Source organism: Streptomyces sp. NPDC006326 (assembly GCF_040612915.1).
In the GTDB taxonomy this organism is placed as follows: domain Bacteria; phylum Actinomycetota; class Actinomycetes; order Streptomycetales; family Streptomycetaceae; genus Streptomyces.
The window spans coordinates 1-24,968 of the sequence record NZ_JBEXRC010000043.1; the positions used below are offsets into that span (position 1 = coordinate 1).

The 24,968-nt window shown below is 72.0% G+C and carries 24 protein-coding genes; 16 read left to right on the plus strand and 8 right to left on the minus strand.

Annotated elements, in window-relative coordinates; genetic code table 11:
* Window positions 1-101 precede the first annotated feature (101 nt).
* From ABZ128_RS27470 to ABZ128_RS27480, 3 genes are all read right to left on the minus strand, one after another.
* The gene (locus ABZ128_RS27470) at window positions 102-899 is read right to left on the minus strand and encodes an aquaporin (protein WP_356851584.1); all 798 of its coding nucleotides are present in this window, start codon (window positions 897-899) and stop codon (window positions 102-104) included.
* Between the two features lie 247 nt (window positions 900-1,146).
* Window positions 1,147-1,569, minus strand: coding sequence for a CBS domain-containing protein (locus tag ABZ128_RS27475; protein WP_356851585.1), 423 nt, complete (start codon window positions 1,567-1,569; stop codon window positions 1,147-1,149).
* Window positions 1,570-1,635: 66 nt separating this feature from the next.
* A complete protein-coding gene (locus ABZ128_RS27480) occupies window positions 1,636-2,850 on the minus strand; it encodes an MFS transporter (RefSeq protein WP_356851587.1) in 1,215 nt (404 codons plus the stop codon).
* 367 nt (window positions 2,851-3,217) lie between these two features.
* Between ABZ128_RS27480 and ABZ128_RS27485 the strand changes: the two genes are divergently transcribed.
* The 9 genes from ABZ128_RS27485 to ABZ128_RS27525 all read left to right on the plus strand — a co-directional run bounded on the left by ABZ128_RS27485 (window position 3,218) and on the right by ABZ128_RS27525 (window position 11,958).
* The gene (locus ABZ128_RS27485; protein ID WP_356851588.1) at window positions 3,218-3,988 is read left to right on the plus strand and encodes a CAP domain-containing protein; all 771 of its coding nucleotides are present in this window, start codon (window positions 3,218-3,220) and stop codon (window positions 3,986-3,988) included.
* 154 nt (window positions 3,989-4,142) lie between these two features.
* Window positions 4,143-4,700 carry a hypothetical protein gene (locus ABZ128_RS27490; protein WP_356851590.1) on the plus strand — a complete coding sequence of 186 codons (558 nt, stop codon included), beginning with the start codon at window positions 4,143-4,145 and terminating at the stop codon, window positions 4,698-4,700.
* Between the two features lie 488 nt (window positions 4,701-5,188).
* Window positions 5,189-5,962 (plus strand): thioredoxin family protein, encoded by a 774-nt coding sequence (locus tag ABZ128_RS27495; protein WP_356851592.1) that lies wholly within the window; start codon window positions 5,189-5,191, stop codon window positions 5,960-5,962.
* The gene (locus tag ABZ128_RS27500) at window positions 5,959-6,618 is read left to right on the plus strand and encodes a TlpA disulfide reductase family protein (RefSeq protein ID WP_356851594.1); all 660 of its coding nucleotides are present in this window, start codon (window positions 5,959-5,961) and stop codon (window positions 6,616-6,618) included. Before ABZ128_RS27495 ends, ABZ128_RS27500 begins: the two co-directional genes overlap by 4 nt.
* Window positions 6,615-7,397: a cytochrome c biogenesis protein CcdA gene (locus ABZ128_RS27505; RefSeq protein WP_356851595.1), complete on the plus strand. Its 783-nt coding sequence runs from the start codon at window positions 6,615-6,617 to the stop codon at window positions 7,395-7,397. The genes ABZ128_RS27500 and ABZ128_RS27505 overlap by 4 nt, the downstream gene beginning before the upstream one ends.
* 94 nt (window positions 7,398-7,491) lie before the next feature.
* Window positions 7,492-8,058 (plus strand): hypothetical protein, encoded by a 567-nt coding sequence (locus tag ABZ128_RS27510; protein WP_356851596.1) that lies wholly within the window; start codon window positions 7,492-7,494, stop codon window positions 8,056-8,058.
* Between the two features lie 76 nt (window positions 8,059-8,134).
* On the plus strand, window positions 8,135-8,854 hold the full coding sequence (locus ABZ128_RS27515; protein ID WP_356851598.1) for a response regulator transcription factor: 720 nt from the start codon (window positions 8,135-8,137) through the stop codon (window positions 8,852-8,854).
* The gene (locus tag ABZ128_RS27520; protein ID WP_356851599.1) at window positions 8,851-10,287 is read left to right on the plus strand and encodes a HAMP domain-containing sensor histidine kinase; all 1,437 of its coding nucleotides are present in this window, start codon (window positions 8,851-8,853) and stop codon (window positions 10,285-10,287) included. The genes ABZ128_RS27515 and ABZ128_RS27520 overlap by 4 nt, the downstream gene beginning before the upstream one ends.
* Window positions 10,288-10,524: 237 nt before the next feature.
* The gene (locus ABZ128_RS27525) at window positions 10,525-11,958 is read left to right on the plus strand and encodes an MFS transporter (RefSeq protein WP_356851601.1); all 1,434 of its coding nucleotides are present in this window, start codon (window positions 10,525-10,527) and stop codon (window positions 11,956-11,958) included.
* Window positions 11,959-12,276: 318 nt separating this feature from the next.
* Here ABZ128_RS27525 and ABZ128_RS27530 read toward each other — a convergent pair whose 3' ends face one another.
* On the minus strand, window positions 12,277-12,576 hold the full coding sequence (locus ABZ128_RS27530) for a hypothetical protein (RefSeq protein ID WP_356851602.1): 300 nt from the start codon (window positions 12,574-12,576) through the stop codon (window positions 12,277-12,279).
* Window positions 12,577-12,903: 327 nt separating this feature from the next.
* Here ABZ128_RS27530 and ABZ128_RS27535 point away from each other — a divergent pair, with 327 nt between their 5' ends.
* Together ABZ128_RS27535 and ABZ128_RS27540 are read left to right on the plus strand one after the other, a co-directional pair.
* Entirely contained in the window at window positions 12,904-13,443 is a 540-nt protein-coding gene (locus ABZ128_RS27535; protein ID WP_356851690.1) for a DUF6328 family protein, read from the plus strand.
* 199 nt (window positions 13,444-13,642) lie between these two features.
* Entirely contained in the window at window positions 13,643-15,052 is a 1,410-nt protein-coding gene (locus tag ABZ128_RS27540; protein WP_356851603.1) for an alpha/beta fold hydrolase, read from the plus strand.
* A gap of 21 nt (window positions 15,053-15,073) precedes the next feature.
* Here ABZ128_RS27540 and ABZ128_RS27545 read toward each other — a convergent pair whose 3' ends face one another.
* Together ABZ128_RS27545 and ABZ128_RS27550 are read right to left on the minus strand one after the other, a co-directional pair.
* On the minus strand, window positions 15,074-15,841 hold the full coding sequence (locus ABZ128_RS27545; RefSeq protein ID WP_356851604.1) for an NPP1 family protein: 768 nt from the start codon (window positions 15,839-15,841) through the stop codon (window positions 15,074-15,076).
* A 247-nt stretch (window positions 15,842-16,088) separates the two neighbouring features.
* Complete coding sequence (locus ABZ128_RS27550) at window positions 16,089-16,661, minus strand: TetR family transcriptional regulator (protein ID WP_356851606.1); 573 nt, start codon at window positions 16,659-16,661, stop codon at window positions 16,089-16,091.
* Between the two features lie 141 nt (window positions 16,662-16,802).
* Between ABZ128_RS27550 and ABZ128_RS27555 the strand changes: the two genes are divergently transcribed.
* The 3 genes from ABZ128_RS27555 (at window position 16,803) to ABZ128_RS27565 (ending at window position 21,674) form a co-directional block, all read left to right on the plus strand.
* Window positions 16,803-17,594: an SDR family NAD(P)-dependent oxidoreductase gene (locus ABZ128_RS27555; protein WP_356851607.1), complete on the plus strand. Its 792-nt coding sequence runs from the start codon at window positions 16,803-16,805 to the stop codon at window positions 17,592-17,594.
* Window positions 17,595-17,770: 176 nt separating this feature from the next.
* The gene (locus tag ABZ128_RS27560; protein ID WP_356851609.1) at window positions 17,771-20,221 is read left to right on the plus strand and encodes a CehA/McbA family metallohydrolase; all 2,451 of its coding nucleotides are present in this window, start codon (window positions 17,771-17,773) and stop codon (window positions 20,219-20,221) included.
* A 166-nt stretch (window positions 20,222-20,387) separates the two neighbouring features.
* The gene (locus ABZ128_RS27565) at window positions 20,388-21,674 is read left to right on the plus strand and encodes a DUF4241 domain-containing protein (RefSeq protein ID WP_356851610.1); all 1,287 of its coding nucleotides are present in this window, start codon (window positions 20,388-20,390) and stop codon (window positions 21,672-21,674) included.
* A gap of 44 nt (window positions 21,675-21,718) precedes the next feature.
* Here ABZ128_RS27565 and ABZ128_RS27570 read toward each other — a convergent pair whose 3' ends face one another.
* On the minus strand, window positions 21,719-22,042 hold the full coding sequence (locus ABZ128_RS27570) for a hypothetical protein (protein ID WP_356851612.1): 324 nt from the start codon (window positions 22,040-22,042) through the stop codon (window positions 21,719-21,721).
* A 295-nt stretch (window positions 22,043-22,337) separates the two neighbouring features.
* Between ABZ128_RS27570 and ABZ128_RS27575 the strand changes: the two genes are divergently transcribed.
* Both ABZ128_RS27575 and ABZ128_RS27580 read left to right on the plus strand, forming a co-directional pair.
* Window positions 22,338-22,775 (plus strand): hypothetical protein, encoded by a 438-nt coding sequence (locus ABZ128_RS27575; protein WP_356851613.1) that lies wholly within the window; start codon window positions 22,338-22,340, stop codon window positions 22,773-22,775.
* A gap of 157 nt (window positions 22,776-22,932) precedes the next feature.
* Complete coding sequence (locus tag ABZ128_RS27580) at window positions 22,933-23,907, plus strand: GNAT family N-acetyltransferase (protein ID WP_356851614.1); 975 nt, start codon at window positions 22,933-22,935, stop codon at window positions 23,905-23,907.
* Window positions 23,908-23,918: 11 nt separating this feature from the next.
* Here the strand turns inward: ABZ128_RS27580 and ABZ128_RS27585 are convergent, their stop codons facing one another.
* Window positions 23,919-24,716, minus strand: coding sequence for an alpha/beta hydrolase (locus ABZ128_RS27585; RefSeq protein ID WP_356851616.1), 798 nt, complete (start codon window positions 24,714-24,716; stop codon window positions 23,919-23,921).
* Window positions 24,717-24,968: the final 252 nt, after the last annotated feature.

Sequence of the window (24,968 nt, forward strand, 5' to 3'; positions counted from 1 at the left end):
TATGCAGCCATTCGCTACACGAAATGGGGTGTGTGCGCGGCCACAATCAACGCGAACCGAAGGAAACCGGCGCCTCGAACGCCGCTTTCCGCACCACCCCGTCAGCCAGGGCGAGCGAACCGGCGGCTCCGCAGGAGCAGGTGGTGGACGGCGGCTCCCAGGACGGCGCCGGCTACGGGGGCCGCGACGTAGATCCACAGGTTGGCGGTGGTCCCGGACAGCAGTGCGGGGCCGAACTGGCGGGCAGGATTGGCCGCGCCGCCGCTGAGCGGGCCCAGGACGGCCACGATCGCACCGATGAGCACCGCCAGCGCCCAGGGAAACCACCGCTCATGGGCGGGGCGTACGAGGAAGAAGCCGATCAGCAGGGTGATCACGACCAGGGAGCCGCCCTCGGTGGCGAAGACGGCCCAGCCGCTCCATGACGGCCCCGCAGCCACCGCGCCGTAGTCGACGCGCGCGACCGCCGGGCCCCAGGCCAGGCGGGCGAGGGCCGTCCCGGCGATCGACCCGCTGAGCTGGGAAGCCGCGTACACGGCCAGGCCTCGACCGGGAAAGGCCTTCAGCAGCCACAGCGCGAGCGTGACGGCGGGATTCATGTGCGCACCCGATCGCCGCCCCCAGGGGGAGCAGATCAGCCCGCCCACCAGCGCTCCGGCCAGCACGCCCACCAGGAGGAGGGCCAGGCGAACGTTGCCGATGGCGAGCGGGGAGGCCGGGTGGAGTAACCAGCGGATGGCCGTGACGATGGTGAACATCAGGATCGTGGTCAGGGCGAATTCGTGGAGGGGACTGCTGCGGCCTTCCGGCCCGGCAGCTTCCCCTGCCAGGGCCCCCGGTTCCCCCCGGGGAGCGGGTTCTTCCCCGGCGGGGGCCCTGCCCATCTCGCCTCCGCTCATGGTGCCTCCTGTCGCTCTGTCGCTGGGACCTCTTCGGCTCGGGGAGAGCGCGACGGAGAGCGTGTCGAGGCAGCGTGCGGGATCTGCGGGCCGAGACGGGCGCGTACACGCCGAAGGCATCACCCGAACACCGGTGAATCCGGCAGGAGGGGTGTGTGGTCGTTCCGTCGGCCGCGCCGCCGGGAAGCGCGCGAGGAACGGCGGAAGGAACGGCGGAACCGACGGCCTCGCCCTCCCCCGGCGACCCTCAGGTGTCGGGCTCTGCGGCAGCGATGGCTGCGAGAGCCGACCCCGGATCGCGTTCCACTTCGAGGTCGCCCAGGGTGACGACGCCGACGAGTTCGCCGTCCTCGGTCTGTACGGGCAGGCGCCGTAGCGCGTGTCGACGCATGAGGGCGACGGCTTGGTCGACGTCGTCACCGGGCTTGATGGTGATCGGTTCCGTGCTGCAGATCGACTGCACTGTCGTATCGGCAGGATCCCGGTTCTCGGCCATGGCGCGAATGACGAGGTCCCGGTCGGTCAGGATGCCGCACAACCGACCCCCGTCGACGACCAGGACGTCCCCGATGTCGGCGTCCCGCATCACCCGCGCGGCCTCGACCAGTGAGGTCAGCTTCTCGACGGTCACCGGCTTGCCGGTCATCACCTCGTGGACTCGTCGGGCCATGGCTCCTCCCGCTGCTGTGGAGCGGCTGCTGGGCTGCGCCTACCCTTCCCGGCCGGCTGTACGCCATCAGCTCCCGGGCGTCCGTCGGAGGTGGGCGGGGCGGCGGAGCAGATAGACGGCCGCGGTCGAGACCAGGACGGTCATGCAGGCGAGGAACACCATTCCCGCGCCCTCCAGGCCGAGGGGGCCCGCGAGGACGCCCACGCCGATCACCGGTACCGAGATGCCCGCGTAGGCCACCACGAACAGCATCGAGATGACCGCCGCGCGCCGGTCGGCCGGAGATGCTCCGGCCACCGCGGAGAGCGCCCCGCGGAACGCGAGTCCCTGACCGCTGCCGCCCACCAGTGCACTGAGGACCACCAGCGGCAGCAGGTTCCAGTACAGGGCGCCCGCGAGCAGCAGCAGCCCGGCGAGGAGCGAGGCGCAGCCCAGCGGTAGGGACCGGGCTACGCCGATACGCCCCACGGCCAGTTGTCCGGCGGTCGACGCGAAGAAGGCGAGCGCAACGATCAGTCCGCTCACGGCCCGGTTGTGCACCCCCAGGGACTGCACGAGGAAGGCCGGGCTGACCGACGTAAACACGCCGAAGAGGGCGAATCCCACGAAGGAGGCGGTTGCCGCGGGCACGAACACCTGCCGGACCGATGCGGGCAGAGCGGGCCGCTGCGGCCGTACCGTCCTGAGCGCCTGCCGCTCGCGCACGGTCTCGGGCAGGCGCAGCAGGACGGCGGTTGAGCCGGCCACCAGGACGAGGTGGGTGGCGAACGGCAGGTGCAGCGGCCAGGGCGCGTACTGCGCGAGCACGCCGGCGAGCAGCGGACCGCAGCCGAGCCCGCCCATGTTGGCGGCCGTCGCCACGAAGGTGGCGCGGGAGGTGGCGCGGGAGGTGCCGCCCGGCGGCGCCAGTTCGATGACGTACGCGGTGGCGGCCCCGGTGAACAGGCCCGCGGACAGGCCCGAGAGTAGTCGGCCCGCGTACAGCCAGCCCAGTCCGGTGGCGCACAGGAAGCAGACCGCGCTCGCCGCCGCGAGTGCGAGGCCCGTGAGCAGCACGGGCCGCCTTCCCACGATGTCGGAGGCGTTGCCCGCCAGGAGCAGGACCGCCATGACCCCGAAGGCGTACACGGCGTACACGACCGTCACCTGGAGTTCGGAGAATCCGAACTTCTCCTGGAACAGGCCGTAGAGGGGGGTGGGCAGGGTGGTGCCTGCCATGCACACGGCGAACACCACCCCGCTGAGGAAGCACTGTCGCCAACGTCCGCGATCACCGTCCATGCCGCCGACCGTAGCCGTAACCGTGCCCGGCATCGGGGACGCGCGGCGTTGGCCGGCCTACTGCCACGGCTGCGGCCGGCGCGCTGCTGACCGGCCGCGTCGCGGTACTGCGGCACGCAGGTCCCGAGCCGACCGAACCCGGGCATTGCGGACACCCGAGCGGAGCGGGCCGAGCGGTGTCTGAGGTGGTCCTGCGGGCTTCCTTAAGGGAGTCTGAAGAACTCCTCCAGGGCGTCGAATTCGCTGGTCAGCGACCTAAGCTCGGAGCAACTCCCCTGCATTCCCCGTCTTGTGAGGTGTTTCCGGCATGAGCCGCAGCCGAACTCCCGTTGTCCCCTCCCGCATCGAGGCACGGCGGAGGAAGACGGTGCGTACGCGCATCGTGCTGTCGGTCACCGCCGCAGCCGCGGCGGTGGCGGTCGGGGTCGCGGTGGCCGACTCCGACGGTGACGGCCACCGGGACGCGCGGGCCGACGGCGCCGCGGGTGCCCTGTCCAAGTCGGCAGGGGCGGGTACCGACGGCCCGGCGGGTACGGCGACCCCTGCGCCGGCCTCCCCCGACGCCTCGGCCACCGCGAGCCCGAGCCCCTCCGTGACCGCCGGTACGGGTCCGGCCGGATCCCCCACCCCTGCGGAACCCTCGGCGGCCGGGAGCAGCACTCCCGCGAAGCCGGAGCCGCAGACGCCCGACCAGCCCACGCGCAAGCCCACCGGGAAGGGGGGCGGCGGGTCCGGGGGCCCGGGCACCGCCGACAGCAGCACCGAAGCGGCGGTCCTGGCCCTCGTCAACAAGGAGCGGGCCTCGGCCGGGTGCGGCCCGCTGGCTTCGGACTCCGCGCTGACCGCGGCCGCGCGGGCATACAGCGACACCATGGCCCGCAGCGGCGTCATGTCCCACACCGGTCCCGACGGTTCCACCATGACCACCCGCGTCGAGGCCGCCGGGTACGGCTGGTCCCGTCTGGGCGAGAACATAGCCCGCGGCCAGGCCGACGCCGAAGCGGTCATGCAGTCCTGGATGAACAGCCCCGGACACCGGGCCAACATTCTCAACTGCGCCTTCAAGGAGATCGGCATCGGCGTCCACAAGGGTGACGGCGGCCCGTGGTGGACGCAGGACTTCGGCACCCCGAGGTAGGCGGCCCTGGCATGCGCACCTGAACCCCGAGCGCACGGGCTGCCACCCGCTGCCGCGCGGCTCCACGTCCTCCGACCCGTACGCGGGTGCGGAGGACGTCGGCGTTCACCGGCCCGGATGACGGGTCGCCCTGGGCGTCGGCCACTATGGGGCGGTGCCTCGGATTCCGCGTTACCTGCTCATATGGCTGTCGTGCACGGCCGCCAGCGTGACCGCCGTGCTCGCCACGGTCCAGTTCGTGGTCGGCACGACCCGGCACACTCCCCCGGTCGCCCGGTCCGCCCCGATGGTCATCGAGACGCCGCCGGCGTGGCAGGCGAGCGAGAGCCCCTCACCGAGCGCGCCGTCCCCGTCCGTGTCCGCGAGCACCTCTCCCACGGCGGCGCAGCCGTCGGCCACCGCCGCCCCCACCCCCGCCAAGGCGGCGTCCGGCAGCCCCCGGACTGCCGCGCCGAAGACCGCCGTGGACTGCGAGGAGGGCGGAGCGGGCCTGCACACCGTTCCCTCGCAGGGCGGCAAGGCCACGGTCCGGTACGGGAGTCGGGGCGTGTGCCTGATCTCCGCGATCCCGAACCGCGGCTTCAGTGCCACCACCGCGCAGACCGCGGACGACACCCTCACGGTCACCTTCACCAGCGACGGCCACCGCTCGGTCATCACGGCGACCGTCGATCCGGCGGCGAAGGCCAGCGTCCGCGAGACGTCGCTGTGAGGTCCCGGGGCTGCTCTGAGCTCCGGAGGCCGCTCCGAGGCCCGAGTTCGCCCTGAGTTGCCCTGAGTTCGCCCTGAGTTCGCCCTGAGATCCTGAGGCCGCTCCGAGGTCCACGGTCGTCCCGAGGACCGGCCGTCCCGGGACCGGCCGCGCCCGCTCGGCGTCCCGCAGCCGTCGTGCCCGCTCGGCGTTCCGGGCGATCCGTGCCCGTCCCGCCCGATGGTCCTTTCCGCCCCCTTCACCTCCCTCTGTTCCCTCGTGGACCGTCTTCCGGCGAAGCGGAAGGTGAGCTGTTCCTTAGGGCAACCTCAAGATCACGCCGAGACGGTTCCGGAGGCCCCGGGCGGTCCTATGCTCGCGTCAGCCGAACGGCCTTCGGCGCCAGGGTGTGACAACCCCTGGCGAACCGCCGCGCCGCCGGTTTCACCGTGCCGGGAGGCGTCTTCGCCGTTCCCGCAGTCCGCACAGAGCCCAGGAGTGCATCCGCCATGAGTTCTCGCATGCTCCGACCCGTCCGCGCCGACCACCGTACGGCGCCGTCCCGCTTCACTGCGCCCGCGGGGATGCGGCTGCCGCTGGTCGCCGCGGCGGTGGTCGCGGCAGGGCTGACCGCCGCCTGCGGGCCCGCCACCCAGTCGGTCGGAGCCGCCGTGCCGTCCACCGCAGAACGGTCCGCGCAGGCCCTGCCCTCCGCTGCGTCGTCCGTCGCCGCATCAGCCGAGGCGTCACCGTCCGCCTCCGCCTCTGCCTCCGCCTCCGCGTCCGCGTCCGCCCAGGCCGGTTCCCCGACGGCCAAGGCCGGCTCCGCCGCCGCCACGCGGACGCCCGCGAAGCCGACCCGTACGTCGTCCGCAGCCGACCCGGCCGCCGTACCCGGTCCCGGCTACGACAGTTCGGCCGACGCGCAGAAGCAGGTCGACGCGGCGCTGCGCGCGGCCAAGAGCGACGGCCGGATGGTGCTGCTCGACTTCGGGGCGAACTGGTGCGGCAATTGCAAGGCCGCCGACAAGGTGTTCGCCCAGCCGCAGACCGCTTCCGCCCTCGGGGCCTCGTACCACCTGGTCAAGATCGACATCGGCGGCAACAGCTCCGCGAACTCCGCGCTGCTGCGCAAGTACAGCCCCTCGGGCGGCACCTACACGATGCCCGTGCTGGTCGTCGTCTCCCCGTCCGGCACGATACGCACCGACACCCATGTCACGGGCAATCCGTCCCTGACCTCGGACGGCATCAACGCCTTCCTGCGCCAGTGGGCATCGTGAGACCACCGGCACCCCGGCGCCCGGCCCGCGCGTGGGCGTCCGCGATCGCCCTGGCCGCTGCCGGGGCCGTGGCGGTGGCCGGCTGCCTCTACGCCGCCGGCGTGGGCGCGGGTACGGATTCCGACGCCGGCGCCGGAACTCCGGAAGGCCATACGGCGGCGGCCCGGACGGCCGCGGTACGGGCCGCAGGCGAGGCCGAGGTCCTGGACGCCGCCGCCCGGCCCGACGCACCCGAGCTGGCCGGTGACGACCTGGACGGGCAGCCGGTGAGCCTGGCCGCGCTGCGGGGCCAGGTCGTCGTGATCAACGTGTGGGGCTCCTGGTGCGGCCCCTGCCGGGCGGAGGCCGACGAGCTTGCGCGGCTCAGCGCGGAGACCCGGCCCGCGGGAGTGCGGTTCCTCGGGATCAACACCCGGGACCGCGACCGCGCGGCCGCCCGGTCCTTCGTCCGCTCCCACGCTCTGGACTTCCCCAGCATCCACGACCCCGACGGGCGACTGCTGCTGCGCTTCCCGGCCGCCCTGCTCAACCCGCAGGCAATCCCCTCGACGCTCGTGATCGACCGGCGCGGACGCGTCGCCGCCGCCATCGGAGGCGCCGTCACCGGTGACCAGTTGCGGCCGCTGCTCACGCGCGTGGCCGAGGAGACGCCATGACGACGGCCGCGCACTGGGCGGTCGCCGCCGCGGACGCCCCGTCCCTGGTGTCCGGGACGCTCCTCGTCGCGGCCCCCGTGGCCTTCGCCGCCGGTCTCGTCTCCTTCCTCTCGCCGTGCGTACTGCCGCTCGTGCCCGGCTACCTCAGCTATGTGACCAGCCTGTCGGTCGCCGACCTGACCGATGCGCGCGGCGGGCACAGGGGCCGCATGGCGGCCGGTGCGCTGCTGTTCGTCCTGGGCTTCACGGCGGTGCTGGTCTCCGGAGGCGCCCTGTTCGGTTTCTTCGGCCGTACCCTGATGGCCCACCAGGAGACGGTCACCCGTGTGCTCGGCGCCGTCACCGTGCTCATGGGGCTGTCCTTCATGGGGTTCCTGCCGGGCTTCGCGCAGCGGGAGTTCCGCAGTCATCGGCGGCCCGCACTCGGGCTGGCCGGGGCGCCGTTGCTGGGGGCGGTGTTCGCGGTCGGCTGGACCCCGTGCATCGGGCCGACCCTGGCGGCCGTCCAGGCGCTCGCCTGGAGCGAGGCGAGTGCGACGCGAGGGGCCCTGCTGATGGCCTCCTACTGCTTCGGGCTGGGCATGCCATTCGTCCTGGCCGCGCTGGCCTTCCGCCGGGCCCTGGGCACCTTCGGCCTGGTCAAGCGCCACTACCCGTGGGTTCTGCGGACCGGCGGTGGTCTGCTCGTACTCGTCGGAGTGCTGCTGGCCGCCGGTGTGTGGAACGACCTGGTGTACCGGCTGCAGTTGTGGAGCGCCGACTTCACCACGGCCCTCTAGGGACGGGACCGCCGTACTCCCCGAAGCTCACCAAACGCCCCCATATCGCGTATCCCGTATCGCCAATCCCCTGATCCACGACGCAGAGGCACCCATGAACCCTTTCCCGTACCCGAGGCGGGCCCGGACGGCCCGCACCGTCGCCGCGCTCGTCTGCGTGGCCGCCCTCGCGGCATGCGGCCCGCCGACCGCGGAGAGCCCGGCGGCCCCCGCCCGCACGGCGCGGTTCACCGAGAACGGGGTCACCGTGACGCTCTCCGTGTCCGACTGGCACGCCTCGTCGGGCACCCTCACCGCCGTCTTCACCCCCGAACGCGCGGGCTTCCACCTCTACAGCACCGAGCTGCCGCCCACCGGTGTCGAGGGCGTGGGCAGACCTACCTCCGTGGCCGTCTCCGGGGCCCTGAAGGCGCAGGGCAGGCTGGCGGCCGCCGCGCCGGTACGGTCCCTCGCCGTACCCGGTGTCGACGCCCCGGTCCCGGTCTACCCGGACGGCCCGGTCACGACGACGCTGCCGGTCCGCGCCGACGGCAACGGCGAGGCCACGGTGCTGCTCGGCTATGCCAGCTGCAGCGCCCAGGACGGTTGCACCATCCCCGTCTCCGACCGTCCCGTACGCCTGCGCGTCACCGGCCACGGTCCGACCTTTGACGCCTCCTGAGCGGAGGACGCGGCGGCGGGCCGGTCCCGGGTCCGCCGCCTGCCGGCTCCGCCGGCCGAGCCCCTAAGGTGTCCCCATGCCGAGCGTCCTGGTCGTGGAAGACGACCCCAGCATCCGCCAGTCACTGATCGAGGTCCTGGCCGAGCACGGGTATGCCGTCCGCAGCACGGGCGACGGGTTCGGCGCCCTGCGCGAGATCACCCAGACACCCGTCGACGCCGTGGTGCTCGACCTCGGCCTGCCCGATCTGGACGGAGGGGACGCACTCCGCATGATCCGGGGCATATCCTCCGTCCCCGTGCTGGTGGCCACCGCCCGGGACGACGAGGCCGAGATCATCAACGTCCTCAACGCGGGCGCCGACGACTACCTGGTCAAACCCTTCTCCGGGGGACAGCTCATCGCACGCCTCTCCGCCGTACTGCGGCGGACCGGCCGGCTTCCCGCCGCCGGCCCGGCGGGCGCTCCCCCGGCCCCCGCCGCCGATCCGCTCCGCCCCACGCTGGTGGGCGAGCTGGCGGTGGACCCGGGCGCCCGCACGGCCCACCTGGCCGGGCGGGAGCTGCGCCTGACCCGCCGGGAGTTCGACCTGCTGGCCTTCCTCGCCCACCACAGCGGCCACGTCGTCTCCAAACGGCAGCTGTTGAGCGAGGTCTGGCGCGAGCCCTACGTGGACGACCAGACCGTCGACGTGCACCTGTCGTCCTTGCGGCGCAAGCTGGGCGAACGCGCGGCGGCCCCGCGCTACCTGTTCACCGTCCGCGGCGTCGGCATCAAGCTGGTGGCACCGCGTTGAGACGCTCACTGGCCGGAGTGGCGCTCGCCGTGACCTCCATGGTCGCCCTCTCCTTCCTCATACCGCTGGCCGCCCTGGTGATGTCGCTCGTCAAGGAGCAGGCCGTCACCGCGGCCGAACAGCGCGCCGCCGCCCTGGCGCCGGTCCTGACCCTGACCACGGACCCGTCCGCGTTGCGTGAGTCGACCGCCAGCCTGGACGCGGCCGATCGTCTGGTCGTCCATCTGCCGGACTCGCGCCCCCTCGGCAACTCCAAGGCCCCCAAAGCCCTGCTCGAACGGGCCGAGCGCAAGCGGGAGTCCATCTCCCAGGAGATCCCGGCCGGGTGGATATGCCTGCAGCCGGTGGTGCTGCCCGGCGACCGGGTGGCCGTCGTCGAGAACTTCGTCCCCGAGGAGGAACTGACGCACGGCGTCAAGGAGTCCTGGGCGGTGATGCTGTTCCTCGCCGTGGGGCTGATCGGCGGTTCCGTGCTGGTCGCCGACCGCCTCGGCGCGAAGGTCGTCCGGTCCTCGAAGCGTCTCGCGCAGGCCTCCCGCACCCTGGGCCAGGGCGACCTGGACACCCGGGTGGAGCCGATGGGCCCCGCGGAACTGCGCGACGCGGGCCTCGCCTTCAACGCGATGGCACAGCGGATGACCGAGCTGCTCGCCGTGGAACGCGAACTCGTCGCCGACCTGTCCCACCGGCTGCGCACCCCTCTGACCGCCCTGCACCTGGCCTCGGAACGCATGGTCGGCACCCCCGAGTCGGCCAGGGTCGAGGCGGCGGTCGGTGAGCTGGAGGCGGAACTCCAGGCCATCATCGCCGCGGCGCGCACGCCGCTCGCCGTGGGTCCGATGGGCCAGGGCCTGTTGGGCGGGAGCGTACTGGGCGGGGATCCGTCCGCGGCTTCGCCCGCCGTCGTCGCGGCGGCGGCCGGCCCCCGCTGCGAGGCGGCCGACGTGGTCCGTCGCCGCACCACCTTCTGGTCGGTCCTGGCGGAGCAGCAGAACCGGTCCTGTTCTCTCGGCCTGACCCAGGAGCGTACGACGGTCGCGCTGTCCGAGGACGACATCGCCGCCGTGGTGGACGCCCTCATCGGGAACGTCTTCCGCCACACGGCGCCGGGGACGCCGTTCGCCGTCCACCTCGTACGCACGGCCCAGGCCGTGGAGCTCGTGGTGGAGGACGGCGGCCCGGGCATCCCCGACCCGGACCGGGCGCTGGCCCGCGGGAGCAGCAGCGGTTCCACCGGGCTGGGGCTCGACATCGCCCAACGGGCTGCGACCGCCACGGGCGGTTCGATGCGGGTCTCCCACAGCCCGCTGGGAGGAGCGCACATCGCCGTGATGTTCGGGCTGGCCCCGACGGCCCCTTCCGGACGCCGGTCACGCATGTCGCGGCGGCGGCCGGCCTGGCCGCGGGGACGACGGGGCCTGCGCCGGAACTGAACCACGGCCGTAAGGGTCAGCGGACCCCTGGGGACCACCGATCGACGGCCCGGGCCTTCGGTCGGGGCGCCGGGCCCCCCGGCGGCGCGGCCGGTGGCCTTCCTGGCGGGCCGGTGGCCTTCCTGGCGACGCGGCCACCGGGCTGCGCACCGTGGCGGGCCGCTCCACAATCGGATGAGGGGCATGCGTGGAGCCTTTCCGCGGTGTCCGACGGCGTCAGCTGAGAGGAACGCCCTCATGCCCGCTGAATCTACGGCGGCGGCGCGGAAGGGAGCCTTCGTCGCGGTCGCCGTCGCGCTGTTCTGCATTCAGCTCGACTTCTTCGCCCTCAACCTCGCCGTTCCCGGCATCGCGGCGGAGTTCGGCGCCACTGTTTCGGCCGCGCAGTGGACCCTGTCCGCGTACATGCTGGCCCTCGGTTGCTTCTTCATCATCGGCGGTCGCGTGGGGGACGTTTTCGGGCGGCGAGGCACCCTGCTGGCCGGGAGCACCCTGTTCACGGCAGGATCCCTGGGCTGCGCGCTGGCTTCCGGCCTCGGGGTGCTGGTGGTGGCCCGGATCGCGCAGGGCGTGGGAGCGGCGTTCGTCTTCCCGGTGTCCGTGTCAGTGATCACCAACGCCTTTCCCGAACAGATGCGCGCAAGGGCCCTGGGCGCCGTATTCGGCGTCGCCAACATCGGGACCGCGCTCGGGCCCTTCGTCGGCGGAGGGTTCACCGACGGGCCCGGCTGGCGCTGGATCTTCTGGCTGATGGCGCCGCTGAGCCTGGTTTCGTTGCTCGCAGCTCTCGCGTACGTCCCCGACTCGCGCGACATGTCGGCGCCGCGCGAGCTCGACCTCCTCGGCTGCACCCTCATCGTCTGTTCGCTGGCCGGCCTCACGGTGGCCGTGGAGCGCGCGGACGCCTGGGGCTGGGCGGGCGCTCCCACCCTGGTCTGCTTCGCGGTGGCCGTGGTGACCGGAGGGATGTTCCTGGTACGGGAGCGGCTGGCCCGGCACCCGCTGATCGACCTGCGGCTGTTCCGTAACGTCCCGTATGTCCTGGTGACCGGGATGGGATCGCTCTCGAACATGTGCTACAGCGTCACCGTCTTCCTCGCCACCCTCTACCTCCAGGGCGTACGGGGGCTCTCACCACTCCAGGCGGGCACGGCCTTCCTGGCGCCGGCCCTGCTGGTGGCACTCAGCGGGCCGCTCGGGGCACGGCTGGGCCGACGCATGCCACCGACCGCGGTGATGGCGCTGGCCGGGGCGGTGGCCGGCACGGGGATGTACGCGCTGACGCAGGTCACCGCCTGGTGGCTGTACGTGCCGGTGTTCGCGTGGTGCGGCCTGGGCCTGGGGTTGGGCTGGACGTTCTCCAGCGTGGCGACCCAGCAGGTCGTCGCTCCGGCCAGGGCGGGCGAAGCATCGGGGGTACTCCTGACGTTCCTGGTCACGCTGGGCGCGATCGCCCTGGCCGGCACGGCGGCGGCGATCTCGGCGATGACGCCGCAGAGGCCGCCCGAGGAGGCTTACGACGCGATCCTGCGATGCGGCGGGGTGGCGGTCCTCGCCACGGCGGTGGTCGTCATGGCCGTACGCCACCGGCTCGCGGCAGCCGGCACGACCCCGCCCCTGTCGATCCGGGCCCGCGGTGTTGCCGGGCGGGGACGGGGCCGGCGGCCTTGACGGCGAGCCCGGTGCGCCCGGCCCCTGCGGGAGCGACCGCGGGCGCATCGTCCCGAGCCGCATGACACCTGTCATACGGCATCCATGACCCGCGACGCTGCCTCCGTCAGGCCTCTTCCGAGCAGACTGGTGGTCAACTCACCGACCGCGGGGGCACGATGAACACCAGTCGGCGTGCGCCGTGTGAACCCGGGTGGTGTGGCGCTCCGGTCGGCCCGAGCCGATATGGGCACCCGTGAGCGCGCGGCGCAGCCGGACCAGCTCCTTTGAGGTCCGGCTGGATCCGCAGCTGCTCGCCGACGTGCGTGACGGTACGACTCAGCAGTGAAGCTGAGTCTCGCAGTTCTTCAGCACGTTGTACTTGCGCCGGAACTCATCGGACATGGCCCGATACACCCGTGCATCGGCGACACGACCGGCCTTCTGTGCGCGGTCCGCCAGGTTCTTGTAGATCACGTAGTTCTGCCACAGCTCGGCGAGCGACTCCTGATGGTCAGACGCCGTGACCGCCGTCCCGGCAGCCGGAGCTTGGGGCGCTGCGCTCGCCGGTACGGCTCCGAGGAGAACACCTCCCGCCACGAGCACGGGCACAGCGAGCTTCGGTACGAGCCTGAACATGTGATCTCCCCATTCGTCTTGCATCTGTGGGCCGCTGGTACCGCACCGTATCCCCAGGCCGGCAGCGGAGACGGCTTCGCCCTGCACTGCGTGCATTGGGCCGCGGTTTCAGATTGCACAGGGACGTGAGAAGGCGTGACGGGTCGGTGCCGACGCGTCGTGCGGGCCCGGCTGATCAGGGGGTGCCTCGCAGAGGCGTGCGCGGGGCCGTCCTCGTGTACTCCATCCGGGCGGTCGGCTGGCGCCCGCCCGCAGCTGTGGGTGAAGTGGGAGGAAGCAGCAGCGCGGCGCAGCGAAGGACGCCTCCTGAGGAGGGCACCCATGACCATGACCGAGCATCCGTTGCCGGGTGGGCGGCCACCCGTCGAAGAGGGGGTCGCGACGCTTGAGGACCACGGCCCGCCCGAGAGCCCCCGGGACCGCGTCAACCGCCGGTGGCACGAGATCCTGCAGGAGACGAGGGTCGCGCAGACCGGCGTCCAGATCCTCCTCGGCTTCTTGCTCAGCCTTGCCTTCACCCCCGCCTTCAAGGACCTGGGACCGGGGGACCGTGCGCTGTACGTGCTGACGACGGTGCTGGGCGCCTCCTCGGCCGCGGCGCTCATAGCCCCCGTCTCGATCCACCGGTTCGTCTCCGGCCTGCGTCTCAAACGCGAGGTCGTCGAAGCCGCGGGCCGGCTGATGGTGTGCGGCATGGTCATGATGGCGCTGACCATCGGCTGCACCCTGCTCCTGGTGCTCCATGTCGTCCTTCGGGGCCTCATCGCCGAGCTGGTCGTGGGGGTCGTCATGCTGTGGTTCGGCGCGTGCTGGCTGGTCCTGCCCCTGCGGCTGCGTCGCAGGGCCCGTCAGCGGCCCCTCCTGTGAGTGCGGCGCACCGCCCGTGGCCGGCCGGGGCTGCCGAGCCCCCTGCGGACCGTCCCCGCACCCCTGCGCGGCACGCTGCCGGCGGAGTACGGGGGCGCACAGCTCGTGCTGACGCCGGACACGCCGTGAGCGCCATTCGGGGGAACAGCGGGTGTCGCGCACAGGAAGACCGCAGGTTCGGCTCCTACGTTCGGCTGCCATGACGTACGCACCGAGCGAACCCGCCTCCGGCCCCACCCGTCGTACGACGCTCGCCGGGCTCGTCGGCGGTGCCGTGCTGGCCGCCGGATGCACGCGGTCGGGGGCTTCGCCCGCCAACGCGCCCGCGCGTGCTCCCTCGAAGTCGGCCTCCGCCCCCGCGGGCGGAGCCACGCCCGGCGTGATGACCCTCTTCAAGGATCCGGCCTTCAATTTCAACGCGCTCTTGGCGCTCGGCGGGACCGCATTCGGCGCCGCCGAGGTGGGCGAGGTGCTCACCGCCGTGAACGCGATCAACAAGGCCGGCCTCTCGGCCCAGACGTACACCGACACCTTCGCGCGACTCGGCGATCAGCTCATGGGGCCGCCCCAGGGCCTGGCGCCCGACCGGGAGACCACGCGCTTGCGTGCCCTGCGGGCCGCGCAGTACTACGGTCAGGCACTGTTCTTCGTCCTGGGCTCCGACGACCCGGCCAGGGAGGAGCAGCTGTACAGGGCCGGGCGCGGTGCCTGGGACAAGTTCTGCGGACTGTGCGACCCGCCGCCGGTGACGGCGAAGGTCCCGTACGGGAAGACGCCGCTGCCGGTGTGGCTGTTCCGGCCGGACACCTCGGGCGAGCGGCGCCCCACCGTGATCCTCACGAACGGCAGCGACGGGCAGGACGTCGACATGTGGACGTACGGCGTCTCGGCCGCCCTGGCGCGGGGCTGGAACGCCCTGGTGTACGACGGTCCGGGACAGGGGCAGTTGCTCTTCGTCGACCGAGTGGTCTTCACACCGCGTTGGGAAACCGTCGTGACGCCGCTCGTCGACTGGCTGGTCGCCCGCCCGGACGTGGACACGGACAGGATCGCCTTGACCGGGCTGAGCATGGGCGGGTACCTGGCGCCCCGGGCCGCGGCCTTCGAGAACAGGATCGCCGCTCTGGTGGCGATGCCCGGCTGCTTGTCGCCATGGCTCGGCTTCCCTCCCGAACTGCGGGAGATCGTCACCCCCGACAAGGAGAAGACGAACGCCGTCTGGAACAAGGAGGTCGTTCCCGAGCTGCCTCCGGACGCGGCCGCGACGATCAGGAAGCGTATCGAGCCCTTCTCCGTCCCGGCGATGCTCGACGCCCGCAAGGGCAAGACGTTCACCGACTTCTGGACCCCCGCCAGCCTCATCGAATCGATGGACATCACGGACGTCGTCGGCCGCATCAGGGTGCCCACGCTGGTCCTCGACTACGACGACGAGCAGTTCTATCCCGGCCAGCCGCGTCGGATGTTCGACAAGCTGAAGGCTCCCCACAGGGACCTGCTGAAGCTCACCGCGGCCACCGGCGCGCAGCTGCACTGCTCACCGATGGCCCCGCAGCAGCACTGCGGCGTCGTCTTCGACTGGCTGCAGGAGCAGCTCCCCGGTAGCTGACGCGGCGACTCCGGGGTGCGGCTACTGGTACGGGTCGAAGGGGATGCCGGCCGGTTTGGCCTCGGCCAGGTGTGACGGGAAGGAGGCTTCCTTGAGGCCGAAGTGTGCGCTGCCGAAGTCGGCCTGGCTGAGCTTGTCACGCAGGTCCGCGGGGTAGCCGTTCCAGCCGACGAGGGCGGGGAACTGCCAGGTCTGCTTGTGGTTCTCCGGGGGCTCGTCGTTGGTGTTGGCGGCGCGGAAGCAGTGCGTACCGAGCCCGTCCTTGTGGTAGACGATCTTGGGGTGGGTTCCGTCCCAGCGGATCTGGTCGCGGGTGTGGACGACGAAGTCCCCGTGGGCGGAGGTGGCGACGTACTTCGCCTCGTTGTTCTGGATCCACACCACCACGTGTTCCCAGTCGTGGCGGTGGCCGCCGAGGCTGATGCCGGGGATGGCCTGGTCCTTCTCGAAGTACAGGGCGTAGATCACGGCACACCAGCCGTTGTTGCACTTCGCCCGGGAGTAGCCGTTGGTGTTGTCGAGGTCCGAGGCGTCCCGGCAGTTGCCGTTGAGGGCCCCGGTGGGCTTGAGGCCGCCGTTCAGCTCTCCGTTCGGGCCTATGGCGGGCGTGGGGTAGCAGCCGTCGGTGTCGTAGTCGTAGGCCGGCTGGAAGGCGAGTTCCATCGGGTCGGCGTGGGAGGGCAGGGAAGGAGGCGGAGCCGCGAACGCGACCTGTGGGATGCCGACGACGAGCGTGAGGGCGGCACCGACGACTACGAGCGATCTCCGGATGTGACGCTTCGTCCGCACAGCGGGCCTCCGAGCGCGTGGGGGCGGGGACATACGGCACCATGGCTACCGCCGGGTAGCAGGCTCAGAGCATCATTCGTCAAACGGGTCGGTACGGCAAGGGATTGGACGAGTAACGTGCGCGGCGACAACGGGAGTTGAGCCGCGGGACCGGGGACCGCCGCCGGACCGCACGGCAGACCGACGTCACGGAGGCCGGACAGCGGACCGGGCCGTCGGCCGCCCGCACGCTGCCCGGGTCCGAGGTCTAGGACGACTGCGCCGGCGTGAAGTTCGTGAGGATCAGCAGGGTGTCGACGAGGTCCTCGGCGGGGGCGCCGGTGGCCAGACGGCGCAGTTGCTGGCCGAAGACCAGGGCGACGGCCACGCCCGCCAGGCGCTCGGGGTCCGGCATGCCGAGGTGCGTCAGGACCCGGGTGGCCAGCAGGTCGTAGGCGGCGAAACACTCGGCCGCGGCGGTGCGCAGCCGTTCATCGCGGCCGGCCTGGACGTACAGCTCGAACGGCGCGATGTGGCGGCTGTCGAAGGCGTTGCCGCCCGCGACGCGCGTCACCACCTCGGCCGCCTGCCCGATGTCGAACTGCTCGTCGGAGCACGCGTCGGCGAGTGCCGTGAAGTGCCGGGTCTCCTCGGCCACGAAGTGCAGCAGGCTCTCGCGCAGCAGCTCGTGCTGGGTGGCGAAATGGTAGGTGACGGAACCGAGGGAGACTCCGGCTTCCTTGGCGATCCGCCGGTTGGTGAGGGCGGCGATGCCGTCTTGCCCGATGATCCGCAGTACGGCGTCGATGATGCTCTGGCGGGTCTCGGAAGCATGGGGCATGTCGACATTGTGCCCCATCCGGCTGCCCTGACCGGCGCTGTGGTGCACGGGAGTTGGGGCGCCCAGGGTGTGGACACGGCGCGGGGTGATCTCTACTGTTCGTTCGAACGAACAGTAGAGGGCGGCTACACAGGAGTCATCGTGGACATATCCGGATCGAACGTTCTGCTCACCGGGGCCACCGGAGGCATCGGCGCCGCCCTCGCGGCGCGCCTGACGGAGCAGGGGGCCCGCCTCACCGTCACCGGGCGCCGGGAGGAGGCCCTCAAGGCCACCGCGGTCCTCTGCGGAGCACGCACGGTCGTCGCCGACCTGGCCGTCCGGTCCGACGTCGTCCGCCTCGCCGAAACCTGCACCGAAACGGACGTCCTCGTCGCGAACGCCGCCCTCCCCGCCAGCGGTGACCTCCTGGACTACAGCGAGGAGCAGCTCGACCGCGCCCTCGACGTCAACCTGCGCGCGCCCGTCCTGCTGTCGCGGCTCCTCGCCGCGCACATGGCGGCCCGCGGCCGCGGGCACATCGTGCTGGTCGGTTCGATCTCCGGCAAGGCGGCGACCAAGTCGACCTCCCTCTACAACGCCACGAAGTTCGGGCTGCGCGGATTCGCCTTCGCCCTGCGCCAGGAGCTCAAGGGCACGGGCGTGGGGGTGTCCCTCGTGCAGCCCGGTTTCGTCCGCGACGCGGGGATGTTCGCGGCCACGGGTGCCGCTCTGCCGAGCGGCATCAGGACCGTATCGCCCGGTCAGGTGGCCGACGGCGTCCTACGGGCCGTTCGCCGCGATCGCTGCGAGATCAATGTCGCACCGCTGGAGCTGCGGCTGCTCAGCGCCATTGCGGGGCAGTTCCCCGGGTTCGCCGAACGGGTCCAGGCGCGGGCGGACGTCGACGGCTCCGTGCGACAGATCGTCGACGCCCAGCGCGCCCACCGGTAGGCGCCGGGGCGGCCCGGCCGGCGGTCCCGCGCCGCCGGGCGGGACCGCCGCTCCCTCGCCGCCGCAGGCGGTCCTCCCCTCCTCCCCCACTCCGGGGCGCGCGTACCCGCACGCACCCGTACGCCCGTGCACCCGTACGTCTTCCCTGCCACCTCATGTGAACGGAGAGCACGACTGTGCCGAGCCACCACGAACCGACCACCGTCGCCGGCCCGGGCGTCGAGCGCAGGTCCCTGCTCCGATTAGGGGCCCTGCTGGCCGCCGGCGGAGCAGCCGCCCTGGTTCCCGCGCCGATCGCGCACGCCGCGACCAGGGGCCAGGGCACCGGCACGATGACGACCACCTACCCGGGCCGCTCCCCGTACGGCAACGACCAGTGGGCGTACGTCCCCTTCGACGTCCCCGCCGGAGTACAGCGGATCTCCGTTGCCACCACCCACGACATCGCCGCGGGCGTCCTGGACCTCGGCATTTTCGGTCCGTCCGGTTTCCGCGGCTGGTCGGGCGGCGAACGGGCCGGGTTCACCCTCTCCGCGGTGGACGCCACCCCCGGCTACGTGCCCGGGCCCGTCGAGCCCGGCGGCTGGTCCGTGATCCTGGGGCCGATGGTGGCTGCCAGCGGAGGCATGGCCTGGCAGGTCGACGTCACCCTGCACTTCGGAGACCCGCTGCCGCGGACCCCGTACGACATCCTGCCGGGCGCCGTGGCGGGACGCGGGCCCGGCTGGTACCGGGGCGACCTGCACCTGCACAGCGTGCACTCCGACGGGAAGCGCACGGTGGACGAGATCGTCGCCGCCGCCCGCCAAGAAGGGCTGCACTTCATCGCCACGTCCGACCACAACACCAGTTCCACCGGGGTGACCTGGCACGGCAACGTCCCGACCGACCTGCTCGTCATCAACGCCGAGGAGGTCACCACGCGCCACGGGCACTGGCTGGCCGTCGGTCTGCCCCAGGGCGAGTGGGTGGACTGGCGCTACGGCCCCGCGGACCAGGGAGCGTTCGACAGCCATGCCCGGCGCGTGCACAGCCTCGGCGGGCTGGCGATCGCCGCCCACCCGCTCACTCCGGCAGCGGGATCCTTCTGGGAGTTCGGCCTCGACCGGGTGGACGCGCTGGAGGTGTGGAACGGGCCGTGGACCCTGGACGACGCCGCCAACATCGCCGCCTGGCACGTCATGCTCTGCCTCGGCAAGCGGGTCGCCGCGGTCGGCAACAGCGACGCCCACAGCCCGGCGGACGCGGTGGGCCGGCCCCACAACGTGGTCCACGCCACGAGCCTGTCCACGTCCGCCGTGCTGGACGCGCTGCGCCTGGGCCGGTCGTACGCCGTCGAATCCTCGGCCGTGACCGTCGGCTTCACCGCCCGCACCGGCTCCGCGGTCGCGGGCCCCGGCGAGGAACTGCCCCTGTCCTTCTTCGACACCGTCGACGTGACGCTGGACGTGAAGGGCGCGCCGGACAGCATCGCCACGCTGTACACCGAGTGGGGCATCATGGCCGCGACCTGCATCGACGGCAGCGGCACGGGCCAACTGCGCTGGCGCGGCTGGGGCAAGGCCTCCCTGTTCGCGCGGGCCGAGGTACGACGGCCCAAGCCGGCCTCCACGACTCTGGACCAACTCGTCGCCATCACCAACCCGGTGTGGTTCTACTCGGCTCAGCTGCCCCCGTACGACGTCGAGCGGCGCGCACTGTTCCACACCGAGCGCCGTCCCGACGGGACGTGGAGCAGCATGCGTCCGCTGCCCGGTGCCGCCGGTGCCGCTTCGTTCGCAGGGATCCAGAGCGCCGCGGCCGGCATGGCGGACGGCTCGGTGGTGATCTTGGGGATCGCGCCCGACAACGGTCTGTGGCTGACCACCGTACGGGGCTCGGCCACCCTCCAGCCCTGGCAGCGCGTGGCGGGTCCGGACGGCTCGGCCGAGTTCACCGTCCGGGAGGCGGACGTGGCCGCCTTCCCCGACGGCACGTGCCAGATCGCGGTGACGGCCATGGACGGCACCACCTTGCACCAACAGCGCCGCGCCGACGGGGGGCTGCCCGGATTCCGGGCCGTGCCGGGCTTCACGGCGAAGAGCGGCTGGGGAGCGACGAAGGTGTCGATCGCCGCCATGCCCGACGGGTCCGCCCAGCTGCTCAGTTACGGTACGGACGGTGCCATGTACCACTGCGTCCGCGGGCGGGACGGTGCGTGGACCGCATGGGGGCGCCTGGCCGGCTTCAACGGGGCTCCGTCGTTCTCCGGTCCGGCGCTGGCGATCACCGGCCTGCCCGATGGCTCCTCCCAGGTCCTCGCGATCGGGCTCGACGGGATGGTCTACCACCAGCAGCGGCGGCCCGACGGCTCTTGGACCGGTTTCCGGCCACTGCGGGGGGTCTCCACGGCCACCATGGGGGCCAGTGCCATCGGCATCACGGGGACGCCGGACGGCTCCGCGCAGGTCGTGGCGGTCGGGCTGGACGGGCGGATCTGGCACAACGTCAGGAAGCCGGACGCCTCCTGGACGCCGTTCGCGCAGATACCCGGCCCGAACGGGAGGGACCCCTTCCCCGCAGGCCAGGTCCGCATCACCGCCCTGCGCGACGGCAGCACGCACGTGACGGCCATCAGCGCGGGCTAGGAGCATGACCACCCGCCGCAGGGTTCACTCGGCGGAGGCCGTGCACGCCACCCGACCCCCTGAACCACCGGGCGGCACAGCCACCCCGCAGGGCCGTTGTCACAGGTGACGGCTACCTTTCGGTTCAGGGCACGGCTGAGGAGCCGGCACGGAACGGAGAGCGGCAATGGTCGTCGAGGTGGGGTACGCGCAGGCGTGGGACCTGGAGGCCCGTGCGTCCTGGCGGCCGATGTCCGCCGAGGAGGCGCGGGAGCGGGATGCCGCCGGGCTTCCGTACGTCGTGGTGTACCGGATGGAGGGCCGCGAGGCTCCGCTGGAGGTCCGGCTCGTCTCCTGGCAGGACCACTACGTCGGCCTCTGGGTGTACGACGCGCAGGGCCGCCGTACCTACGACCTGGACATGCGGCTGCTGGACGACCCGGCGAGACTGCTGCGCCGCTACTCCGTCGGCTGGTTCTACACCGGCCCTGACATGGCGGAGTTCGCCAAGGAGTGCCCGAAGATCACCGTGGACCTTTTCCCGGACGGGAGGGGCCGTCGGAAGGAGGAGCGCCGTGGCGAGCTCGGGGGCTCGTACGTCACCACCCCGACCCTTCGCGAGGACGAGCGCTGGATGGACCGGCCCGCGTTCGGGGAGTGGCCGTTGCTCTCGGCCCAGTTCCACGGGCTCACGGAGCCGCCGGCCTTCGAGGTGGCCGAGGTGGCCGGGGCGGCCGAACCCGGTGACGGCGATGCCCCCGCCACCTGCTGGCGTCCGCCGCGCCCCGCGCAGCCCGGGCCGATCAACGAGCTGTTCAGGCCCGGCGTGCGGGTGACCGACGGGTACCACCCCGAGATGACCGTCGTGGAGCCGCGCCGGGTCGGCACCTTGCGCGTGCCGAGCGGACTGCTGGCCGTCTCCGGGCCGGACATCGACCGCGGCGAGGGTCCGCACATCACGGTTCCCGTCCCGCCGGGAGAGTACGTACTTGAGGAGGCGCAGGTCCGCCACAGTTACCACTGCGAGTGGGAGGGCGACCGGGTCACGCGTACGGACACCACGGCCGTCCGCCTGCTCGTCAGCGAGACCCCTGCCGCGTCCTGGGAGATGGCCCGCAGACCGGGCGACGACCTCCGGCTGTTCATCGACCACCAGATATCCGGCTTCGCCACCGACGGTGCCACCGGCTGCTTCGCCGACGCGGGAGCGTGGGGGCCGCTCCTCGCGCTCTACGAGAAGGGGCTGATCCAGGGAGATCCCGACGCGGCCGAGGACATCAGCGACTCCATGTACATGCTGCGCACCCGGGACCAGGCCTCCGGCGCCGAGCTGGTGGCCTTCGCGACGACCGGGGACGGCACCTACCCCGTGTGGGTGGGCCGTTGCGCGGCCGGTGAGGTGGTCGGCGTCGTGGTGCTGGTGGAGGGGATGCCGACTCTGCTGCCGCAGAACGGGACCGCGGCGGAGGCCTGAGCTGCGCACGGAGGCGGGCAGACCCCTGGACGGCGCCACCCGCGTCACCGAGTCGGAGCGGAGGGCCCTTGGGTCCGCGCCTGGTACCACTCCGGGGGCATGACGGGGCGGCGGGCCCGCCGCCGCCCCACGGCTTCGACGGTCGCCATGGCGACGGCGATCCAGGACAGCACGGCCCCGAACGCCGCCCACCGGAGAGAAGGGACCGCCAACCACCACAAGGACACCGCCACCGCGAGCACGGTGATGCCGATGCGGGCACCTCCGGGAAGCCGGCGGGTCAGCTCGGCGGCAGCCCAGGCGGCGGCGAAGGGCGCCGCGATGGCGAGAGCCAGAACTACGAGCAGCATCGCAAGCAACAGGATCATGGCATGCCCCCTCACGTCTTGCCGACCGCTGTGGTGTCGGCCTGAGGCTGGATTCAGATCGATGCGCAGCCTTCGCAATCATGCTGGCACACCACTTGAACGTGTTCAAGTCCGCCGGAAGGGCATCCCCTCTGCCCAGGTGAGCCCAGAGCACCGCTATGTTGAACGCGTTCAATACAGCGCGGTGTCGGCCCACTCGGTCAGGACCGCCATGACAAGGGGGCAACAGGTGACGCTTCGTCCGTTTGAGACCGCGGTATTCGGCAGGAGGCCCAGATGGGCCCTACCGCTGGCCTTGACCCTGGCTGCAGGGGCCGGCCTGAACTCCTGCGCACTGTCCGAGGTCTATCTCGGCTGCGAGGGCAAACCGTTGCAGGAGGTGGCGGCAGCCGACGTGGTCGGAACCTACACCGGTCGCCCCAAGGGCGAGCTGACCCTGTCAGAGGACGGGACCCTGTCCGTCGCCGGCTGGATGGACGACCCCGCCTACAACTCGGTGAGCAACGTGACCACTTATCCCACGCTCCGGACAACGGGAAAGGGCACCTGGAAGCTGGAGCGGGACCCGTTCGACAAGGACTGGATGGAGGTTCATGTGAACCTCGAACTGCAGGACGGGGGGAGCAAGGGCATGCCGCTGCACGTCACGGGAACCAAGCAGCGGCCTCAGCTGCACAACGTGCTGGGGGATCCCGACGAGTGCGACGAGATGCTCCTGACGAAGGAATCCTAGGCGCACGCACCCAGCCGGATGTTCATTGGTCAGACAGACGGCCGCCCGGTCGTCCGGGAACGCGGTCGCTCGTTCCTTGAGGTACCGCCGGACCCGTCGCTTCGCCCGCGGCGCACGTCCGTGGTGCGATGGAACCGGGGCGGAAAGGAGAGCGATCATGCCCGCAGCGAAGCCAACGAGTGTCGCCGCCTCGGTGTCGGTCCGCCCGCTGGGTGAGCCGGATCTGGATCGGGCCGACGAGATCTTCAGGGTCGCTTTCGGGACCTTCCTCGGGTTTCCTGAGCCGGAGACGTTCTTCGGGACCGCCGACTATGTCCGCACCCGCTGGGCGGCAGATCCACACGCGGCCTTCGCAGCGACCGTCGAGGACGAGGTCGTCGGATCGAACTTCGCCGCCAACTGGGGCAGCGTCGGGTTCTTCGGCCCGCTGACCGTACGTCCGGAGCTCTGGGACCAGGGCATCGGCAGGCGCCTCATGGAGCCGGTGATGGCCTGCTTCGACACCTGGCAGAACCGCCACCTCGGCCTGTTCACCTTCTCGCACAGTCCCAAGCACCTTGAGCTCTACCGCCGGTACGGTTTCTGGCCCCGATTCCTTACGGCCGTCATGAAGAAACAGGTCACCGTCAGTACCGCAGTCCCCGGCCGGGTCTTGTACGGCGAGCTGACCGCCGCTGAGCGGCCCGACGCACTGAGCCTCGCTCACGCACTGACGGGGGCCGTGTACGAGGGCCTGAGCCTGGAGCGCGAGATCATGGCCACACAGGCGCAGGGGCTCGGTGACACCATCCTCCTGGAGGGCGCCGACTCCGGTCTCGACGGTCTGGCTGTCTGCCACTGCGGAGCGGGCTCGGAGGCCGGTGAGGACGTGTGCTTCGTCAAATTCGGCGCCGTACGCCCTGGCCCGGGCGCCGCGGACCGGTTCGAACGACTGCTGGATGCGTGCGAGCAGCTGGCCACCGAGAAGGGGCTGGGGCAGCTGGACGCCGGAATGAACCTGGCCCGCCAGGATGCCTACCAGCGCATGATCGACCGCGGTTTCCGTACCTGGCTGCAAGGCGTGACCATGCACAAACCCAACGAACCTGGTTACAGCCACCCGGACGCCTACGTGATCGACGACTGGCGCTGAGATCGTGCAGGTCAGGCCGCCCCGTGAGCGGCGCGGCCGCGGGGCGCCGCCAGGGCGGCGGCCGTGGCACGGGCGAAGGCTTCCGGGTTGTCCAGCATGATGTTGTGGCCGCAGTCCGGGACCGCCACCACGTCGACCCCCGCCGCGGTGAGTGCTTCGGTGCCCGGCAGCGGTCCGTCCGCCTCGGGCAGCAGGTACGTGCGGGGGATCTCCAGGTCCAGCAGGAGTTCGCGCATGGTCGGAACGCTGCCGCGCGTCAGGTGGACCGCACTGCGGTGCAGGGCCTCCCGGCCGGCCAGCCGCATGGTGGCCCACCAGTGGTCGCCGGACCGGTCGCGGACCTCCTCCCAGCCGCCCGTCAGGAACTCCTGCTCCGAGTAGGCGGCGATGCCACTGCTGCCACCGGAGCCGGGCCGGGGCGGGAGCGGGTCGAGGTTCGCGTCGACCAGGACCAGGCGCGAGACCAGCTGCGGGTGGCGGGCCGCCATGACGATGGCCACCGAGCCGCCCATACTGTGCGCGATCAGCTCCGCGTCCCGGACCCCCGCGCCGGTCAGGGCGTGCGCGAGGGCGTCGGCGTGCGCCTCCAGGGTGTAGTCGAAGCCGGTCGGCCGGTCGCTGAGGCCGTGCCCGAGCAGGTCGACCAGCAGGGAGCGACGGCCGGCCAGCAGGGGATGGACCGCGACCGCGGCGAAGTAGGCCGGCGAGGTGGCGCCCAGGCCGTGTACGTACACGCGGGAGGGGTCCTCCCCCGGCAGCTCCACCCAGCGGATCCGGTCACCCTCGGGCGTCACAACGGCATTGCGCACTGGTGTGTCCCCCCTGCGATCAAGCAATCAAGCGATCAAGGCCGATGGTGGTGAAGAGAAGAGCCTAGCCACCGGAATCCGGCGTACCGCGTCCAGGCGTGCGCCGGCTTGCGCGCTGGCCACCAGCCGTCGGCACGCGGCTCGGCCGACGCAGACCCGCCGGCTGGGCGTGCCGTGCGGCCATTCGGGCGAATTCCCCGCCGAGAACGTCGTGTTCCGGGGCGAGCCGTGGTCTGGTCGGAGAAGACGGGC

Bases quoted from the DNA above. Each gene is read 5' to 3' on its own strand.
- ABZ128_RS27470 (WP_356851584.1), bottom strand. From the start codon at position 899: ATGAGCGGAGGCGAGATGGGCAGGGCCCCCGCCGGGGAAGAACCCGCT.
- ABZ128_RS27475 (WP_356851585.1), bottom strand. From the start codon at position 1,569: ATGGCCCGACGAGTCCACGAGGTGATGACCGGCAAGCCGGTGACCGTC.
- ABZ128_RS27480 (WP_356851587.1), bottom strand. From the start codon at position 2,850: ATGGACGGTGATCGCGGACGTTGGCGACAGTGCTTCCTCAGCGGGGTG.
- ABZ128_RS27495 (WP_356851592.1), top strand. From the start codon at position 5,189: ATGAGTTCTCGCATGCTCCGACCCGTCCGCGCCGACCACCGTACGGCG.
- ABZ128_RS27505 (WP_356851595.1), top strand. From the start codon at position 6,615: ATGACGACGGCCGCGCACTGGGCGGTCGCCGCCGCGGACGCCCCGTCC.
- ABZ128_RS27510 (WP_356851596.1), top strand. From the start codon at position 7,492: ATGAACCCTTTCCCGTACCCGAGGCGGGCCCGGACGGCCCGCACCGTC.
- ABZ128_RS27515 (WP_356851598.1), top strand. From the start codon at position 8,135: ATGCCGAGCGTCCTGGTCGTGGAAGACGACCCCAGCATCCGCCAGTCA.
- ABZ128_RS27525 (WP_356851601.1), top strand. From the start codon at position 10,525: ATGCCCGCTGAATCTACGGCGGCGGCGCGGAAGGGAGCCTTCGTCGCG.
- ABZ128_RS27530 (WP_356851602.1), bottom strand. From the start codon at position 12,576: ATGTTCAGGCTCGTACCGAAGCTCGCTGTGCCCGTGCTCGTGGCGGGA.
- ABZ128_RS27535 (WP_356851690.1), top strand. From the start codon at position 12,904: ATGACCGAGCATCCGTTGCCGGGTGGGCGGCCACCCGTCGAAGAGGGG.
- ABZ128_RS27540 (WP_356851603.1), top strand. From the start codon at position 13,643: ATGACGTACGCACCGAGCGAACCCGCCTCCGGCCCCACCCGTCGTACG.
- ABZ128_RS27550 (WP_356851606.1), bottom strand. From the start codon at position 16,661: ATGCCCCATGCTTCCGAGACCCGCCAGAGCATCATCGACGCCGTACTG.
- ABZ128_RS27565 (WP_356851610.1), top strand. From the start codon at position 20,388: ATGGTCGTCGAGGTGGGGTACGCGCAGGCGTGGGACCTGGAGGCCCGT.
- ABZ128_RS27570 (WP_356851612.1), bottom strand. From the start codon at position 22,042: ATGATCCTGTTGCTTGCGATGCTGCTCGTAGTTCTGGCTCTCGCCATC.
- ABZ128_RS27580 (WP_356851614.1), top strand. From the start codon at position 22,933: ATGCCCGCAGCGAAGCCAACGAGTGTCGCCGCCTCGGTGTCGGTCCGC.